Genomic DNA, 17,805 nt, shown 5'->3' with positions numbered 1-17,805 from the left:
GTTCCGGTGCGGGCGTGGCGCGTGGTCGGAGAAGGCGCCGCCGAGAGCCGGTTCGAGGCACTGCACGGAGCAGGTCTGACGCCGCTGGTCGGTCGCGAGCATGAGATTGGCCTGCTGCTCGAGCAGTGGGAGCGCGCCAAGGAGGGGGAGGGCCAGGTGGTGCTGCTGTCGGGCGAGCCTGGCATCGGCAAGTCGCGCCTCCTGCGGGCGCTGCGCGGGCGACYTGAAGATGAGGCGCATACGGCCCTGAGCCACTACTGCTCACCGCACCATCAGACCAGCCCGCTCTATCCGGTGATTGGCTTGTGATGCTTTAGCAATTTTTGCATATCTTTTTCACGGTCTGGTCGACTTTGCTGTTCTCCTGATCGATCTTGGCGTCACTATCGTGTTGATCAGTGGTCGTCGGCCGACCGATCCCGCCCGCGGCGGCCCCCTGAGTACTAGCAGCAGGCGTTCCCGATGAAGCTGCGGTTCCGGCAGCATTGGTGCCGGGGCTTGCGGCATTCGTGCTGTTTCCATTGACCGCTCCCTGATTGAGCCCGGATTGAGGGGTGGGAGTGCCATTGGTGATATCGGTTATCGCATTGGTGGTGCCGGTGGTTGGATTGGTATTTGCATTCGGGGCAGTAGCCGACGGGCTTGCCGTCCCGCCCGAGTTCGCAGCGCCTGCGGCTCCTGCAGCGGACGAAGATGCTGCAGTCGAACCCCCTGCACCTGCAGAGGACGACGCACCGCCAGCGCTTCCACCGGCAGATCCGCCGGCACCACCGCCGCCGCCTCCACCGCCTCCGCCCCCACCTTGGGCAAATGCTGCGCAAGGGATGACGAGAGCTAAGACAAGTGCAATGCCTGAGCGTTTCATGGGGCGCCTCCTTTAGCGAAGAAGCCACGCTGCTGCGTTTCGTTCCTAGGCGTTTGGTCGAGCCGACGCTGCTGGCGGAATTGAGGACCGGGCGAAATCGGCCGTGGGGAAGGTGCAGCATCCGTTCTCAAGGGAATGTGCGAGGACTTTGGGGGCGCCCTCCCAGCGGGCCAGGCCAGCAACCGAACTATAGGGGAGACCAGGCGTTATGACATCATGTCAGACGCTTTCGACTACTTCCGGGCTTACGCTGTCCGCGCTCTATGTAAGGCTCGATCCATGCCGCACGGCAGGATGAAGCATCTGCAGCTGCTGGCCGGGCGGATCTATAATCTCCTCAAGAAAGAGGCCGCTTACGGCCCGAATACGCAGCACCTTGAGGACTTCCGGGCAGCCCAGAAGCTTGAGAGGTCTCTCGACCGTCCGCCCGGCGAAGGCGCGGGCGCTGGGAATCGCTTTGGTCCGCCGAGGTCGCAGGACGCAGGACGGGAGGCTTGTTGAGTGCCCTCCCTCGACACCCGCGGTGTAGCAAGCCTGCTGCGGGAATATGCGCAGCGCACCGCCTTGCGTGGCGGCAACCCCTACCGGGCAAAAGCCTATTCTCGGGCCGCTGACAGCCTGGCAGCTCTTCCCGTCCCACTCGATGTACTCATCGCCGAAGACCGGCTCACCGAGACTCCCGGCGTCGGCGATGCGATCGCCGACATCATCACCAAGCTACACAAGACGGCACACATCCAAGCCTCGAAAAGCTGCGGAAGGAGATTCCCGAGGGCGGGCTCGAGATGCTCGCCGTGCCGGGTCTCCGCCCCGAGAAAGTGCTGCGTCTCTACAAGGATCTCGGCATCGCATCGCTTGCGGAATTGGAGGCCGCCGCCAACGACGACCGCATCAAGAAGGCCAAGGGACTTGGCGCCGCGCTGCAGACCAAGATCCTGCAGAACCTCGCCATCGCGAAAAGCGGAGAAGGCCGGCTCCACCTGCACCGTGCCGCTGTCCTGCTCGCGAACGCCAAGGACTCGCTTCGCAAGGCCCGGCCCGAGCTCAAGCGCATCACGATCGCAGGTGATTTCCGCCGCGGCTGCGAACTCGTCGGTGATCTCACGATCGTTGCAGAAGCGCCCAAGGACGCCAAAACGTCGAAGGCGTCCGCGGCGGATGGATTGCAGATCCGCTTGTCCGACCGCAAGCATTTCGGCGCCACCCTTCTTTTCGCCACCGGCTCTGCCGCTCACGTTGAACAGCTCGAGGCTTTGGCCGCGGAGAAAGGAATGCGGTTGGAGGCCGACGGCTTGCACAAGGGCCGCACCCTGATCGCCGGCGACGAGGCCGAGATCTATCGCGCCTTCGGTCTGCCTTTCATCGATCCCGAACTTCGGGAGGGGCGCGGTGAGCTCGAGCTGGCTCTGAGGGGTAAGTTGCCGAAGCTCGTCAACGACCAGGACCTGCGTGGAATCCTTCACTGCCACACGGATGCATCCGACGGCACCGAGACCTTGGAGACCATGGCCAAGGCTACGTGCAAGCGCGGTTTCGAGTATTTCGGGGTCGCCGACCATTCCAAGTCCGCGCACTATGCGGGCGGTCTCTCGGAGGAGGAGATCGCGCAGCAGCACCGGGAAGCGGACCGCTTAAACAAGCGTTTCGGCAAGGATTTCCGGATCCTCAAAGGCATCGAGTCCGACATTCTGGCGGACGGCTCACTGGACTATGCGGACGACGTGCTGAAGCGCTTCGATTTCGTGGTCGCGAGCATCCACGGTCGCTTCAAGCTGGACCGCAAGGCCCAGACGCAGCGCTTGCTTCGGGCCATCTCGCACCCTCACACCACCATCATCGGCCTCATGACCGGGCGCCAGCTCCAGCGGCGGCCAGGCTACGAGATCGATGTCGAGAAAGTGCTGCGTGCCTGCACCAAGCATGACGTCGTTGTCGAGGTCAACGCTCATCCGTGGCGCCTCGATCTGGATTGGCGCTGGCACAGCGACCAGCTTAAGCGGCCATGTCACATCGTTTGGCGAAAAGAGCGACGTCTAGGGGTTGCGTTCGATTGGGGCGCTGCGCCATTCTTCAACTTCATTAGCGGTCAGCTCCTTGACGCGGCTCTGGAACTGCACCGCAGCTCGAACCGCTTCGACGGCGCTCGGAAATTCTGCCAAGAACCCGTCGCCGATATTCTTGACTATCCGGCCGCTGTGTTCGGTGATTGCTGGATCAACAGCCTCCGCCAAGAGCGCTGTCAGTTTGGTGTGCGTCGCCTCTTCGTCATGATGCATGAGCCTCGAATAGCCAGCTACGTCGGCGGCCAATATAGCCGCCAGTCTGCGCTCGACCCGCCCTAGCCGCTCYTGCGCCATGGCCCGCGATCCACTTTGGATGCCATTGTACTCCGGATTAGATGGATTGCCCACCCAGACCGATGTCGGCTGTTGGCCCGAACACGATGTGCAGGCGAAGCGCCAATTTGTCGGCTCATTGGGGGTCGACCGGATACGGACGGGCCTGCCGCCAAACGGTGCATTTTGACCCAGACCGGTCTTTAGCAGTTACCTAGACAGACGGTCTCGCCTGGGGAATCATGCAGCGGTCGCCGAACCAGAGGCGCCGCCATGGACGTCGGAGATTGGTTGCGGAGGCTCGGCCTCGAAGAGTATGAGGCGGCATTCCGCGAGAACGAGATCGACGAGTTTGTCCTCCCGAGCTTGACGGCAGAGGACTTGAAGGATCTCGGCGTCGCAATTGTCGGGCATCGCCGTAAGCTGCTCAACGCCATCGCCACCTTGCAGGCCGACGCGGGTGCATCAGCGTCGTTATCCGACGCGCCTCTGGCGACCGACAAAGCCGCCGAGAATGTCGCCGAGCGCCGCCACATCACCGTAATGTTCTCGGACCTCGTCGGTTCGACGGCGCTCTCCGCACGTATGGACCCGGAGGACCTACGCGAGATCATTTCGGCCTATCAGAGATGCGTCGCTGACATTGTCAGGCGCTTTGGGGGCTTCGCCGCGAAATACATGGGCGACGGGGTGCTCGTTTACTTTGGCTATCCGCTGGCGCACGAAGACGACGCTGAGCGAGCCGTGCGCGCAGCACTGGAGGCGATTGCGGCAGTTGGGGCGCTCAAATTGTCCGTTACGCTGCAAGCGCGCGTTGGCATTGCGACGGGGCTTGTGGTGGTTGGCGATCTGATCGGATCAGGGGAGGCACAGGAGCACGGCATCGTCGGGGAAACACCCAACATCGCCGCACGTCTGCAAGGCATGGCTGAGCCCAACGCAGTGCTCATCTCAGAGAGCACGCGAAGGCTCGTGGGCAATCTGTTTGACCTAAAGGACCTTGGATCCCAGGAACTCAAAGGCATCCCGGGCAGCATCAGAGTCTGGGTAGCACTGAGACCTTCTTTGGTCGAGGGCCGCTTCGAGGCTCTACACGCAGGTAGACTCACTGAACTCATCGGCCGCCAAGAAGAGTTCGAAATGCTGCTTCGGAGGTGGTGCACGGCAAAGACTGGCGAAGGCCAGGTGGTGCTGCTCTCGGGCGAGGCCGGCATCGGAAAATCGCGGCTCACAGCCGCGCTGCTGGAACGCGTCGCCGCCGAACCGCACACCCGTTTGCGGTACTTCTGCTCGCCCCAGCACACGAATAGCGCCCTCTATCCGATTATCGGCCAGATGGAGCGTGCTGCTGGGTTCGCGCATCACGACGATTTGCAAGTGAAGCTCGACAAGCTCGATGCCATGCTTGTGCAGACCTCGACCCCCGCCCAGGATGCCGCGCTTTTTGCAGAGATGCTGTCGCTCTTGAATGATGGACGTTATCCCGTGCTCGACTTGGCGCCGCAGCAGCGCAGGCAAAAAACGCTGGAAGCGCTCATCTCACAATTGGAGGCGCTGACCCGTCGGACTCCGGTGCTGATGATTTTCGAGGATGCGCATTGGACCGACCCGACAAGCTTGGAAGCGTTCGGTCAGGTTGTGGACGTGATTGCGACCCTTCCCGTGCTGCTGATCGTGACGTTCCGGCCGGAGTTCGAGGCGCCCTGGATCGGACGGCGTTACGTCTCGGGCCTGATGCTCAATCGGCTAACGGAGCGCGACGTTATCGCCATGATCGATGGTCTCATGGGCAGCGCGCCGCTGCCGCCCGGCATCCGGGAGAATATCGTTGAGCGCACCGACGGCATTCCTCTGTTCGTGGAGGAGATGACAAGGGCGGTTCTGGAGGCGGAGAGCGAAAGCGAAGCGCGGCGGACCACTGCTCAGGTCCCGTGCCCGGCCACGGCTGTCCCGGCAAGCCTGCATGCGTCGCTCATGGCACGGCTCGACCGGCTCGGCCCCGCTAAGGAGGTGGCGCAGGTTGGCGCGGCAATCGGGCGGGAGTTCTCCTATCCCCTGCTGGCCGCGGTTGCGAGCAAGCCAGAGGCGGCGTTGGGAGCAGCGCTCCAACGTCTCGTTGAAGCTGGATTACTATTCCGGCGCGGCGTGCCGCCGGATGTGACCTACCTGTTTAAGCATGCTCTGGTGCAAGACGCGGCCTACGGCACGTTGCTACGCGAGCCGAGACGCCTGCTTCACGCCCGCATCGCCCAAACCCTTGAAGATCAGTTCGCGGAGACGGCCGAGAGCCAGCCGGAAGTACTTGCGCGTCACTGCACCGAGGCCGGGCAGATCGAAAAGGCCGCGGGTTTGTGGGGCAAGGCGGGACAGCTCTCGCTGGAGCGCTCGGCGCTGGAGGAGGCCGTGGCGCAGTTCACCCGGGCACTAGACCAGATTGCGAGCTTGCCCGGAACGCCAGCCCTGCGGTGCGAACAAATCAAGCTTCAGGTTGCGCTCATAACCCCACTTTCCCATCTCAAGGGGTATGCAGCGCCTGAAACCAGGGCGACCGTGGAGCGGGCACGTGTGCTAATCGAACAAGCCGAAGTGCTCGGAGAGTCTCCCGAAGACCCACTGCTGCTGTTCACCGTACTCTACGGCTCATGGGTCGCGAGCTTTATCTCATTCAGGGGCGACGTGATGCGCGAGCTTGCGTCCCATTTCTTAGCGCTCGCAGAAATACGAAGTGAAACAGTGCCGCTGATGGTTGGGCATCGCTTGGTGGGTATGTCTTTACTTGCCGCAGGAAATTTCGTGCAAGCGCGCGCGCATCTGGATTGGGCTATCGCACTGTACGACCCCGCCGTCCATCGCGTGCTGGCGGCGCGCTTTGGTCAGGACGTGCGAGTGGTAATTTTGCCCTGGCGTTCGTGGGCATTGTGGTCGCTTGGCCATCCGGAGGCTGCGCTGGCGGACGCTGACCAAGCGCTCAAGGAGGCGCGCGAAATCGGCCACGCCGCTACGCTCATGTTTGCGCTCTTCCACGTATCGTTTATCCACRTGTATTGTGGAGATCACGCTACGGCGAACGAGCTCATCGAAGAACTAGTTGCTCTAGCCGACGAAAAACGTGCTTCGTTCTGGATAGCGGGCGGGCTCCTCCGGCGGGGTTGGCTTTTTGCCTTGGTCGGCAAACACCTGGATGCAATTCAAACGATCACGTCCGGTATGGCCGCATGGCGATCAACGGGAGCAACAGTGTGGATGCCGCTGTTTCTATCATTTTTGGCAAATAGCTACGCGGAGGTCGGAAAATTCGACGACAGTTGGACTTGTATCGACGAGGCACTGGCATCAATTGAAGAAACCAAGGAAACGTGGTGCGAGGCGGAGATCAACCGCACTGCCGAGGAGATCGCGCTGTTGTTGCCGAAATCAGATCCGGTGAAAGCGGAAGTTTTTTTTCACCGCGCGCTCGTAGTGGCGCGCAAGCAGCAGGCAAAGTCCTGGGAACTCCGTTCCGCGATGAGCATGGCGCGGCTGTGGCGCGATCAAGGAAAGCTACACGAAGCCAGAGACCTTCTCGCTCCGGTCTACGGCTGGTTCAGCGAGGGCTTTAACACGTTGGACTTGAAGCAGGCGAAGGCGATGCTCGACGAACTGGCGCAATGAGGGACCCGTGGTGGTGCAGGTCAGCATGGTTGAGTTTAAGAATTTGAAGTACGCGGTCGGCGGCCTAAGTCCCTTGGCTCGCTTGTCACACTAGCCGCTCGCGATTTTCCCAATGTCTGTTGTGAAGTCAGTCGCGTCGATTTCGGCGCATCTCCGTCGGATCCGGCATCACTGTTCTTCCCTGCATCTAAATCACGGCTTCAGCGCGGGACGCCCGCGTCCATTTTGTTCGAGTCGGTGTTGGTGTGGCGTCCAGAGTCGCAAAGCACCCTCAACTGCCACTCAGTCAACGTGATGCGCTGCAGCAAAGGTCTGCTTGCTGCACTGCGCCTACGGACCTTAGTGCATCACATTGAATGTCGGTATGCATTCACCTCTCGCATGTGACTCCGAGCACATGCAGGAACAGAGTTCACCAGTTTGCATTGGTCTTTTGTTTTTCGATCTGTATTGAGGCCGATCATGCGTCATCTTTCTGGAATGATCGCGATTGGAGCAGTCCTGACCTGGATGGCGATTCCTGCGAACCCTGCTGTAGCTCAGTCCTTTGATGAAAGGTGGTCCATCATTCCAAAGGCTCACGCTGAACCCTCTCCTGAAAGACCCGACCAGACAAAGAGGGATGAGCCGCAGGCGCAGCGTCCGATCGACCAAGAACCGACACGTGATGCGGAAGTTCGTCCAGMCAGTCAATCTTTCAACCGAGCTTTTTCCGGAAAAGCCTCGTTCTATTCATACAAGAAAGGGAAGACAGCCAGCGGTGCTCCGTTCAAACGGGACGCACTAACCGCAGCGCATCGTAGCCTGCCGTTTGGCACGAGAGTTCGCGTCACTGATACTAAGAGCCACAACTCGGTGGTGGTTCGTATCACCGACCGCGGACCAAGGGTTCGCGGCCGTGTCCTCGACCTTTCACTTGGCGCCGCGCGCAGCTTGGGTATTGCAGACCGTGGCGTGGCCCAAGTTCATGCTGAAGTGCTGTAGCTGATACCTACGCACTGCATTAGCTTGGGTGCTTTCTCAATGACCGGACGCGGCTCACACGGCTGCCTTGCGTCGCCTGCGCAGCGGCATTCCGTTTTATGCTGGATGCGCTCCCACTGAATTCGCATCGAGCATTCGCCCAGGCAGCATCGGCATCAGGTGCCGCCGGTTCCCGCTTTCGTGCGGATGGGCCGGAGCCAGCCCGGCTTCATCGCCACCCAGCTTCACCGCGCGAAGGTTTGGCTGCGACGCAGCAAATTACGTCTGCTGTCGGTGATCAATCTAACATCGTTCGGCCTGGACCTTACCGCTGCATCTGACCCACTTCAGACCTAAAGCTGCGTCGCGATATGGTTCGAGAGAAACGCCGAACCCCTTCGTTCGGCGGCAGCGGCGTAGGAGGTTTGCGTGGAGACAAAGAGAGCCTACAAATCTTTTCGCTACAAGGCCAATACAGCCTGGAGTTCCGCGCGAAGGGGTACGCTTTATGCGTCCGGAAAGCCAAACATCGTGGTTGGCAGCCCACCTGAGTTTAAAGGCGAGCCGGATGTCTGGGCGCCTGAAGAGCTACTCGTAGGCTCAGTCAATACATGCATGATGCTGACTTTTCTCAAACTCGCCCAATCAAAAGGTCTGACGCCGGTGCGATATGAGAGTGAAGCCGAGGGCCTGCTCGAAAATATCGAAGGCAAGTACCGCATCACGGAAGTCATCGTTCGACCTCGCGTAACCGTCAAAGACAACGCCGAATTCGAACGCGCCCGCGAAATCATGGAAAGTGTCGAAGCACAGTGCTTCATCTCGAATTCCATAAGATCGAGTGTCACGCTCACTGCGGAACTTATCGTTGCGCCCTCTCGCTAGAGCGACCAGGCAATGTCCGATCTCGAACCTACGCCGACAAGTTCGGCATTTCAAGTTTTGACCCCGAGCCGCCGTTCAGACGCGAGCGGCTCATGCCACTGCTGAAAACCATCCCGTCCAAGCGATTGGCTGTGCTCGTCCACCGCATCAACTACCGGTGGTCGGGTTCTTCGGGTCGGAGCTGGTAGTGATCGAGCGAAGGGTTGCTCTGGCAGCCTCCAGATCCGGTGTCGCAAAGCCCTCGGTAAACTGACTATATAGCGGGGCGAGCAGGTCGTGAGCCTCGCCGCGCCGACCCTGCTCTCTCCAAAGTCGTGCAAGATCTGTCGCTGCGCGCAATTCCCACAGCTTGGCGCCTTGCTGGCGCGCCGTTGCAGCGGCCTGCCCGAACTGTGCTTCCGCAGCGATCGGGTCGGGCTTGGGCAACTGCAACATCAGCTCGCCCATGATCCGATGGAGTTCGGCCTCGAACCATCCCTCGCCGGTTTCTTCCACGCGGTCCAGCGCCTTTGCAACCAGCTCCAAACCTTCATCCACTGCGCCCAAACAGCCGTTCGCCTCCGCCTGCAGGCCGAGGAAATACGGCTCGTAGAGGCCAGCCCCGGTGGCACGCCATCCCGGCAGGCCCTGCCGAAGCTGCGTGAGCCCTGTCTCCGCTTCCCCCGATTGAGTCAGAGCCCAACCCCGGATTACCGTGGCGGGCGCGAGGAAATGCGGAAATCCCTGTTCGGTCGAGAGCTCAACCAGTGCTTCCGCTCGGTCCTTCGCCTCACGCCACGCCAGACAATACTGCTCGAAGAAAGACGCGAACAAAAGGGCGTACGCCACTGTGTTGAGGTGAGCGAGCTCACGTGCCGCATCGAGGGCTTCGCGGCTCCGCGTCCGGGCCTGCTCCGGATAGCCCAGCGCCAACAATGTCCATGAGAGTCCCGACAGCGCCGCCACCCGCGGATCCTGCACGTAGAGAGAGGCGAGCGAGTGATGCTGTTCCGGGTCATAGAGGGCCAGCGTCCGCTCCAGATGGATGCGGGCAGCAGGCAGCTCGCCGCGCCATAATGCGCCGGTCCCGCAGATGCGGTGAGCAACCACCGCCGGCGACGTGTCATTATGGTCCTGCGCCCGGCGGAGAAACTCTTCTGCCACGCTTCGCGCCGCGTTGTGCTCGCCTCGCACCCCGTGGAACACCCATTGACCGTAGAGCACGGGCCAGAGCTGGGCGGTGGCGCCGAGCTGCTCGCAGAGCTCGCGAGCACGGGCGTTGGCCCGCCCGGCTTCCGGCGCTGCCCAGCCTTGCGTTGCCATCAGTGCCACACCCAACGCCACCTGGAGGTCCAGTTCTCGCCGCGGGCGGTTGACCTCGGGCAAGCGCGCAAGCAGGCGCAACCCATTCCGCAACTGCGCCAGCGCTTCGGACATCGCCGAGCGCGTGATGGCTCGCTGTCCCGCCCTCAGCCAATAGTCGACCGCCGGTTCGACCAGTCCGGCCTCCGTGTAATGGTGGGCCAGAAGTTCGGGCTGCACCTGCACCTTCTCGGGAAAATGCTGCTCAAGCGCGGCAGCGATCCGGGCGTGCAGGCGCTGCCGCTTCGCGCGCACCAGCGTGGCATAGGCGGTGTCCTGCACGAGCGCATGCTTGAAGCTGTAGGTCGCCTGCGGCGGCGTTCCGCGCCGGAACACCAAGCCCGAGTCGACAAGCTCGTCCAACCCCGCCTGCAGATCGCTCTCCGGCAGCGCGGCCGCGATCGCGAGCAGTTCGTGAGAGAATTCCCGGCCAATCGCGGCTGCGACTTGGGCCACCTCCCGGGCCGGAGCCAGCCGGTCGAGCCGCGCCAACAGCGACTCCTGGAGTGTGGCCGGGATCGCCATCGGCGGCAGCGGCCCGGCGAGCGCGTAATGGTCGCCCTCATCGCGCAGCAAATTGGTCTCGAGCACGGTCCGCGTCAGTTCCTCGACGAACAGCGGCACGCCGTCCGTCTTGGCAACGATCTGGTCGAGCACGGCAGGCGGTAGCGCCTTGCCGCCGCTCAGCCGCGCGACCATGGCCGCACCCTGCCGACGGCTCAAGCGGCAGAGGGTTAGCGCGGTGACATGGGGATAGCGCATCCAAGGCGGCTCGAACTCGGGCCGGAAGGTCATGAGGACGAGTACGCGGGCGCCTTGCACCCGGTCGACCAGGAGGTCGAGCAGCTCGAGCGAGGTCGGATCTGCCCAGTGCACGTCCTCGTACATGGCCAGCACGGGCCGCCTTGCTGCGAGCCCCAATACCTGAGCGACCAGCTCCTCGAGCATCCGCTCCTTCTGCCGATGCGGGCTCATCTCGAGGGGCGGGTACCGCGCACCTGGGTCGAGCGACAGTAATGCCGCGAGCAGCGGCGCCACTGCCGAGACATCATCGGTCGATAGCGCAAGCAGCGCCTCGAGCTTGTCGAGTCTCGTCGCGGCCGAATCGTCCGCGGCGAAGCCCGCCGCCCGCTCCAGCAGGCCGATCACCGGATAAAGCGGGCTGGTCTGATGGTGCGGTGAGCAGTAGTGGCTCAGGGTGGTATGCGGCTCATCTTCAAGTCGTTCGCGCAGCGTCCGCACAAGGCGTGATTTGCCGATGCCAGCCTCGCCCGCCAGCAGCACCACCTGGCCTTCACCCYCCTTGGCTCGCTCCCAGTGCTCGAGCAGCAAGCCGATCTCATTTTCGCGGCCGACAAGCGGCGTCAGACCTGCCCCGTGCAACGCCTCGAACCGGCTCTCGGCGGCGCCTTCCCCGACCACCCGCCACGGCCGTACCGGTACGGGAAATCCCTTCAAGATCTGCATGCCGAGCTCGGCGAGTTCGAACAGCCCGCCAACGAGCCCCCGGGTGCGAGCGGAGATCACCACCGTGCCCGGGTCGGCCAAGGCTTGCAGCCGCGCCGCGAGGTTTGGCGTGTCGCCGACCACCGTCTCCTGCCGCGCCGCGCCTTCGCCAATCAGCTCGCCGACAACCACCGGGCCGGTCGCGATGCCGACCCGGGCGGCCAGTGCCTCGCCATGCGCCGATTCCAGGCCGTGCACCGCCGCGACTGCAGCGAGGCCGGCCCGCACGGCGCGTTCGGCCTCATCCTCGTGGGCGCGCGGATAACCGAAATAGGCCAGCACACCATCCCCCATGTACTTTGCCAGATGCCCTTCGAACCGCGCGACCGCGCCGGTCACTACGCTCTGATAGATCCGCAGGACTTCGGCCATTTCCTCCGGATCGAGGCGCGCCGCGAGGGCGGTCGAGTCGACCAGGTCGACAAACATCACCGTGAGCTGGCGGCGCTCGGCCTCGGATGCAAGCCAAGCCTTTTCGGAGATAGCGGTGGGGGCGGACGTGGCAGGAGTGGTGGCCGAAATTGAGCCGGCACGCAGGGCAGCAATGGCGGCGAGCAGCTTGCGGCGATGGCCGATCGAGGCGACGCCGAGCCCGATCAAATCCTCGCCGGTGAGATCGGCCAGGACCTCGGCGTCGACGTCGTTCTCGCGGAACGCCTGCTCGTACTGTTCCAGCCCCAAACCACGCAGCCACGCCGCGACGTCCATGGGCTCATCTCCCGGCTCCACGATAGTGCTTCAGCCTACTTTAAAAACGTGTGCGGGGACCGCGGTGAAACGTCACGAGTTGATGGGGGAAGGAAGGCAGCTCCTGGCCGTTTGAGACATGCCGAGAGTAGCTTAGAATGTCTGCTCAGCGCGATGGACCGGAAGTAGTTGATGTCGGGACGACCCGGCAGTTGCTGAGTTCCACAGCCGAAACCAGGCAGTCTTTCTCTGTGGATGGAAACCAGATGGGTGATCTTGGCGTTGGGATCAATGGACGATGACGATCTGCAAGCCCGCAGTGAACAAGCTCTCGTCGTAGTGACCCTCAGTACGGCAACGCTGATCGCGTGCGTGACCCTTTTGGTATCTCAATTGTAAGGCCGCCTTAGTCTGGTGGCCTCTATCATTTTGGAAGACGCTGGGTAGGCAGTGGCCGCGCAGAGCGAGCGTAACAAACCTGACCTTAGTCCTCTTCATCAAATCGAACACTGCGTCGCGATTTAGAGACCAAAGGAACGAAAGCTCTGCCAGGCTTTAAGGCGATATGAGACCGTCGCTCGCCGGTACTTAACGGCGCATGTCGCGGATAGCCAAAGGTCGCTACCAGCGACCCGCTGTTCTCAAAAACAAGCCTCGCGCAGATAGCCAAAAGCGGCGATCTCCCAGGGTGGGCAGCCGTGCTCGCAGGCGAAAAAAGCCACGGGACGGGCGCAACAGGTTTGGTTATGCCCCGCCGCATTGACATAGACCACAACACAGCCGAGCAATTACCAAAGAAATTGGCGAGAAGCTGCGGAGAGTGATGAAGCCCGAGCCCGAACAACCGGAGAGCCTCAAGACGCAAATCGAACGGCTCCGGGAATTGGAGGAACGCTCACCGTCAATCGCTCCCGGTGCCGAGCATGGGAAGAAACCTCGCCGTTGAGCCGCCTTGGACAATACAGGCGGCTCGGCTGGCCGTCACGGCCTTCGTCGATAGCGCAGTCATCACGATCGCGCACAACAGCGGCTTCGACAGAAAATTCGCCGAACGCTACTGGCCCGTGTTCGAGCACAAGGCGTGGGGCTGCAGCATGAGCGAAATCGACTGGCGCAAGCACGGCTTCGCGGGCTCGCAGCTCGGATATCTGCTGAATGGCGCGGGCTACTTCCATCAGGCGCACCGGGCGGTTGATGATTGCCACGCTCTGCTGGAGGTGCTCGCTTTCGAATTACCGACGACTGGCTCGCCGGCGCTGCGCTCCTGCTGGAGACCGCCCGCAAGCCGACGCTGCGGGTCTGGGCGGAGCAGACCGCATTCGAGCTCAAGGATTCGCTGAAACGCAGGGGCTATCGCTGGAACGACGGCAGCGACGGCAGGCCGAAGTCCTGGTTCAGAGACGTCGACGAGACTGCCCTGGACGACGAGCTCGCGTTCCTGCGGACCCAGATCTACATGCAGGACGTCGAGCTAACCGTACAGAGGCTGACCGCATTCACACGGTTCTCCGGCCGGATCTGAGGCAGCCTACCGCTCGAGACGCTCCTCGACCCGCTTGCGGCTGTTGCCGACCTTCTTGACAGCCTTCTTCACGGCCGATGCCGCGCGGCCGGTCTTCTTCGCTTCGTAGCGGACTTCGTAGTCCTGCCCCTTGGCGACGCGTGCCCGGTCCTGCTTGCGTCCACGCGCGGTCTTCTTCTTCGCTGCCGCCATCGGCTCCTCCTCTTGCGAACTTGATGGCGATGCAACGCCGCAAGGATTCGCGGGTTCCGGAAACGAATCGTGCCGTCCTGGTTTGAGTCCGCTAGTTATTGCGTTGGAGTTCGTTGCGTGGCGTTTCAGCGGCGTAAACCGGCGGCGATCGGCGTGAAGGCGCCGTTCCCCGGCTTCGTAGAACCGGCCTTGGCATCATCGATCGAGAAAGTGCCGTCCGGAGCGCGATGGATTCATGAAATCAAGTTCGATGGCTACCGCGTCCAGCTCCACCTGGCGAACGAAGCCGTGAAGGTCTTCACCCGCCGCGGTCACGACTGGACCACCGTTTCAAGAAGGTCGCCGATGACGCCTGGCACATCAAGGCCCTGTCGGCGATCGTGGATGGCGAAGTCGTGGTCCCCGCAGCGGACGGCACCACCGACTTCTCAGTCCTTCAGAACGAACTGAAAGGCAGGTCGACCAGCATCGTACTGGTCGCCTTCGATCTCCTGTACCTGAACGGCCGCGACCTCCGGAAGCTGCCGCTCTTCCAGCGCAAGGCCGAACTCAAGAAGATCATCGACGGCACCGAGGTTCAGTTCAGCGAAAGCTTCGAGATGGAGAGTCGCGAGATGTTCGCGCACGCCTGCAGGATCGGATTGGAGGGCGTTGTCTCGAAGGTGCACGACAGCGCGTACGCCAGCGGCCGAGGCAACAACTGGGTCAAGGAGACTTGCGCGCAGCGCGAGACGCTGACGATCGCCGGTTTCGCGCTCGACGAAGGCAAGTGGGGTGGCATCTATCTCGGTCGGCGCAAGGGGAACGACCTGGTCTACGCCGGCAAGGTCGACCACGGCTTCGACAAGGTCTCCGCAGCCGACCTGCAAAGGCGACTGAAGCCGCTAATCCGAAAGACGCAGCCGTACGCGAAGCGGATCGCCCACAAGGGCATCTGGGTGGAGCGGAAGCTGCTCGCCGAGGTCGAGTACCGCGCGAAATCGGCGGACGGCAAGGTGCGGCACCCTTTCTTCAAGGGGCTTCGCGAGGACCTTTGAGAAGGCGGAGCAGCCGAAACCTGCACCAACAGGACCTAATATTTGGGAACGCATGTGTACGACAGTCGAAGGGTCAGAGCCTTTGATGTTGGCGTTGTAGTAGTGCCCCTGACGGTGCGGTCAAAAATGCCTCGAAGATCGCTGCGGGCATCTCGCAATACGGGTAATAGACCGATTTCAGTTGCACCACCATGAACTGCTGGGACTTGTCATAGCACGCTCGGTTGATGAAGCTGCTCCGCGACACATCRGTGCAGGCGAAGGGCGCAAGATCCAGTTTGCCGTAATACTTTACGTCGATGGTCTCGGCCGCCGCCCAAGTCACGCCGGCGAGAGAGGCTGTCATGAGGGCAGCGAACCGAAACATGAAGTATGTCCCTAGACCGAGTTTTTTATTTGGGCTTCAGGGATGTTTTTCCGTCTTCGAAGCGCGATCTTCGGCGGCGATTGCTTCTTTCTCGCACATGTACGCGCCCCGCTTCGTGGTGCCGTAGCTCCTAGTGCCGGCGAAGTGATAGACCTTCGAGGGTAGATTAACCCAGACGACCGTATCCGTAGGGCAGCGTGCTTTTGCGGAAGCTTCATCTCTGGAGGCCGGGCAGTTTGCAAAGCCATGATGGATGTCCGTTGTGCTCCGATAGCCACCGAATTCCGCGGCGGAGCTAAACGTCGCGAAGGGCCACAAGCAGACTTAAACTGTCTGCAAACCTTATTCCTGGAGAGGCGCTAACGTAGACGACGTCGTGTTACCATGGCGAGCATGTTTCGCTTCAGAATCCCGCCCACCGTTCTGCTCATCCTTATCGTTGGGGGCACGTCTTRCATTTACGTGTTTTTCGGCCTCTATCTAATGATCGGACTGATTGCGTTGAACTTGGCCTGCCTGCTGTGGGCCCCCATCGCGAGACGGCGCGGATGGGGCGCTGAAGGGCGGCTCACGAGACATCTCAGTCGTCCCCGGTTCGAAGATGAAAGCCGCAGAGCCAGTTAGGCGCGAGTGCGTACGTACCCCTAAGGAAGAGGGATGACTGTTTCAGAGGAAGTCCGAGTTTGGCGGTTACGAGCGCGAGGCTTTGCAGTTGCTGGAGCTCTATGTCTCGCGTTGATTTTTTTGCTGAAGATTCTCGATCCACCCGAGTTCGTGAAAAGCTCGATTGGTCCGCTTGTTCTGGCGCTCGTCTTTCTTTGGCTCTACGGGCTATATTGCACCTACCGGTATTGGAAAGATTTTAGAGAAGATGAAATACGGCGCGGCGGATCAGCGGAAACCGCTCGCGAAAACTGGCATAAACTGCACCCGCCCCCAGGCTAGATGCTGTTGGGCAGCAATAGGCCAAAATGCGAAGAACTCAACCTGAGCAAATCTGGTCCGCCATGCCTCACTGAGCGAACCTCAACGAGGTGCGCCGCTACTTCGCTGATGGGCCATTTCCTGACTCCAAAGCGCGCCACGACAAACGCCCTTTTCAACTGGTTGGCACCGCGGTAGCCTTTACCTCCAGGGCTAAGAAAAAATGGGGGTACTCATCATGATTGAACTCAAAATTTCTCGTCATCTGCTCGGCATTGCCGCAGCCGGGGGGTTCGTCGCGGCAACGGGCATCGGCTCCGCCCGCGCCCGATCAGCGCAAAACACGTTCATCTTTCTCAACGGGGCTTATATGAAACCATTCAGTCGCGTCCTCATACCCTTGCTCCTGATGGCATTTGGGGCCGTCTCAGCACGCGCAGATGATAAGGCTGACGTGCTTGYAGCGAACACGCAGGTCGAACAGGCGTTTACCAAGCTTGACGTCAAGGCTATTGAGGCGACTTGGGCCCAGGACGAATCTGTTTCGGTCATACACCCCGCAAGCAAAGCACCGATACAGGGTTGGGAGGGCGTCCAAAAAAGTTATGCGGACCATCCGGTTCGATACAAAGACTTCGCCGTTGTGATGGACAATCCGCAGGTAACGGTCAAAGACAACGTCGCTTGGGTCGTAGGTATTGAAAAGGTGTACGCACATCGTGCGAACGGTGACGTCCTGGACATTTCGGCGCTTGCGACGAACATATTTGAGAAGCGCGGTGGCAAGTGGTTGCTGGTGCACCATCATGCCAGCCGCATGCCTTAGCCGCTGCGATAGTCAAGGCTACAAATGCAAGGCAGCGTGACGCCTCGATATTCCGTTCGTAGGTGGGTCAGGCTGATACTCACGCCGTTGCCACCGGAGGTCCGCTATGGGTCATTCTCGACTGAGCCAGCCGGTCCTGCCTGCCATTTGATGTCCGCTATGACCTGAAAGCGATCTGATTGTTACGCGCACGCGAAATGACGCGAAGGCCAACCGCGGACGTTCCTTACAAACTCCGTGACATGAGCCCCATCATCGCGCCAGCGCGTCGAGTAAGATTTTGGCCTCCTTCAAGTCTGGCGTGCGAAAACCCTCGGTGAACCAGCCGTAGATCGGGGCGAGGAGATCGCGGGCTTCGGCGTTCCTGGCTCGGTCGCTCAAGAACCGCGCGAGGCTTGTGGCAGCACGAAGCTCCAGAGTCTTCGCACTCTGTCCACGGCTGACCTCGATTGCGCATCGAAAACAGGCTTCGCTCTCATCGTGTTGCCCGCGTGCCGCAAGCAGCCGACCCTTGAGGCGGTGCAGTTCGGCCTGCCACCAGCGCTCACCGCTCACCGCTGTCGAGGCGAGCGCATCCTTCAACAATTCGAGCCCTTCATCCGGCCTGCCGAGTTCCGTTTTTGCGCCTGCCAAGACGGCCAGCATGTACGGTCTGGTGACTTGGCGGACAGCCGAAAAGAGCGCGAGACCCTGTAGACCCTGT

Annotated in this window: 8 protein-coding genes and 5 pseudogenes; 8 read left to right on the top strand and 5 right to left on the bottom strand. The window is 61.4% G+C overall.

What is annotated here, in order from left to right; genetic code table 11:
* A pseudogene (locus tag AC1D00_RS02905) lies at positions 1-306 on the top strand (AAA family ATPase); the annotation flags it as partial.
* 1,060 nt (positions 307-1,366) lie between these two features.
* Positions 1,367-2,871: pseudogene (locus AC1D00_RS02900) on the top strand (helix-hairpin-helix domain-containing protein); the annotation flags it as partial.
* 48 nt (positions 2,872-2,919) lie between these two features.
* On the opposite strand, the pseudogene AC1D00_RS02895 reads toward AC1D00_RS02900, so the two are convergent.
* Positions 2,920-3,222, bottom strand: a pseudogene (locus AC1D00_RS02895) (adenylate/guanylate cyclase domain-containing protein); the annotation flags it as partial.
* Between the two features lie 252 nt (positions 3,223-3,474).
* On the opposite strand from AC1D00_RS02895, the gene AC1D00_RS02890 reads away from it, so the two are divergent.
* The 3 genes from AC1D00_RS02890 (at position 3,475) to AC1D00_RS02880 (ending at position 8,700) form a co-directional block, all read left to right on the top strand.
* The gene (locus tag AC1D00_RS02890; protein ID WP_477009595.1) at positions 3,475-6,852 is read left to right on the top strand and encodes an ATP-binding protein; all 3,378 of its coding nucleotides are present in this window, start codon (positions 3,475-3,477) and stop codon (positions 6,850-6,852) included.
* A 462-nt stretch (positions 6,853-7,314) separates the two neighbouring features.
* Positions 7,315-7,836 carry a septal ring lytic transglycosylase RlpA family protein gene (locus AC1D00_RS02885; RefSeq protein ID WP_477009594.1) on the top strand — a complete coding sequence of 174 codons (522 nt, stop codon included), beginning with the start codon at positions 7,315-7,317 and terminating at the stop codon, positions 7,834-7,836.
* A gap of 408 nt (positions 7,837-8,244) precedes the next feature.
* Positions 8,245-8,700, top strand: coding sequence for an OsmC family protein (locus tag AC1D00_RS02880; RefSeq protein WP_477009593.1), 456 nt, complete (start codon positions 8,245-8,247; stop codon positions 8,698-8,700).
* Positions 8,701-8,847: 147 nt separating this feature from the next.
* On the opposite strand, the gene AC1D00_RS02875 is transcribed toward AC1D00_RS02880, so the two are convergent.
* Complete coding sequence (locus AC1D00_RS02875) at positions 8,848-12,255, bottom strand: adenylate/guanylate cyclase domain-containing protein (protein WP_477009592.1); 3,408 nt, start codon at positions 12,253-12,255, stop codon at positions 8,848-8,850.
* 956 nt (positions 12,256-13,211) lie between these two features.
* Here AC1D00_RS02875 and AC1D00_RS02870 point away from each other — a divergent pair.
* A pseudogene (locus tag AC1D00_RS02870) lies at positions 13,212-13,756 on the top strand (3'-5' exonuclease); the annotation flags it as partial.
* A 6-nt stretch (positions 13,757-13,762) separates the two neighbouring features.
* Here AC1D00_RS02870 and AC1D00_RS02865 read toward each other — a convergent pair.
* On the bottom strand, positions 13,763-13,948 hold the full coding sequence (locus AC1D00_RS02865) for a DUF3606 domain-containing protein (RefSeq protein WP_477009591.1): 186 nt from the start codon (positions 13,946-13,948) through the stop codon (positions 13,763-13,765).
* 117 nt (positions 13,949-14,065) lie between these two features.
* Between AC1D00_RS02865 and ligD the strand changes: the two are divergent.
* A pseudogene (gene ligD / locus AC1D00_RS02860) lies at positions 14,066-14,985 on the top strand (non-homologous end-joining DNA ligase).
* 73 nt (positions 14,986-15,058) lie between these two features.
* Here the strand turns inward: ligD and AC1D00_RS02855 are convergent.
* Entirely contained in the window at positions 15,059-15,352 is a 294-nt protein-coding gene (locus tag AC1D00_RS02855) for a KTSC domain-containing protein (RefSeq protein WP_477009590.1), read from the bottom strand.
* Positions 15,353-16,514: 1,162 nt separating this feature from the next.
* On the opposite strand from AC1D00_RS02855, the gene AC1D00_RS02850 reads away from it, so the two are divergent.
* Positions 16,515-17,102 (top strand): YybH family protein, encoded by a 588-nt coding sequence (locus AC1D00_RS02850; RefSeq protein WP_477009589.1) that lies wholly within the window; start codon positions 16,515-16,517, stop codon positions 17,100-17,102.
* Between the two features lie 252 nt (positions 17,103-17,354).
* On the opposite strand, the gene AC1D00_RS02845 is transcribed toward AC1D00_RS02850, so the two are convergent.
* Positions 17,355-17,805 (bottom strand): tetratricopeptide repeat protein (locus AC1D00_RS02845; protein WP_477009588.1); only part of this gene is annotated, 451 nt, incomplete at its 5' end.

It is taken from the genome of Bradyrhizobium sp. P2_E8, from assembly GCF_056403875.1.
This window is presented reverse-complemented; position numbering and strand designations above follow the sequence as displayed.